Consider the following 809-nt stretch of genomic DNA (forward strand, 5'->3'; position numbering starts at 1 on the left):
CGATGCTGCTGGTCGCGGTGCTCAGCCCTGTGGATGTCGAGGTCGAGAGGCTGTCGATGCTGCTGGTCGCTGTACTCAGGCCTGTCGAGGTCGAAGTCGACAAACTCGCAACAGCACTATTGGTCGTGCTGAGGCCAGTGGACAGACTGCCAATGCCGCTAGTAGCTGTACTAAGGCCCGTCGACAAGCTACCGATACTGCTGGTTGCTGTACTCAGCCCGGTCGAGGTTGATGTCGACAAGCTGGCCACAGAGCTGTTGGTCGTGCTGAGACCTGTCGAAAGGCTGCCGATGCTACTGGTGGCGGTGCTCAAGCCCGTCGACGTTGAAGTTGAAAGACTGTCGATGCTGCTGGTTGCTGTACTCAGCCCGGTCGAGGTCGAAGTCGACAAGCTGGCAACGGAACTGTTGGTCGTGCTGAGGCCAGTCGACAGGCTACCGATGCTGCTGGTCGCGGTGCTCAAACCCGTCGACAGGCTACCGATGCTGCTCGTCGCGGTGCTCAGACCCGTGGATGTCGAGGTCGAGAGGCTATTGATGCTGCTGGTCGCCGTGCTCAGCCCCGTTGACGTCGAAGTCGACAAGCTACCGATACCGCTGGTGGCGGTGCTCAAACCCGTGGACGTTGACGTCGAAAGACTGTCAATGCTGCTGGTCGCGGTACTCAGACCGGTCGAGGTCGAAGTCGACAGGCTGGCAACAGAACTGTTGGTCGTACTCAAGCCAGTCGAAAGGCTACCGATGCCACTGGTTGCGGTGCTCAGGCCCGTCGACAAGCTGCCGATGCTGCTGGTCGCTGTACTCAAGCCG

At 60.0% G+C, this 809-nt stretch carries 1 protein-coding gene; it reads left to right on the plus strand.

Annotated features, from left to right (window positions below; all coding sequences use genetic code 11):
• Positions 1 to 809: hypothetical protein (locus BLQ28_RS33460; RefSeq protein WP_093245462.1), on the plus strand; the 809-nt coding region annotated here is incomplete at both ends.

The organism is Variovorax sp. EL159 (assembly GCF_900100965.1).
In the GTDB taxonomy this organism is placed as follows: Bacteria; Pseudomonadota; Gammaproteobacteria; order Burkholderiales; family Burkholderiaceae_C; genus Variovorax.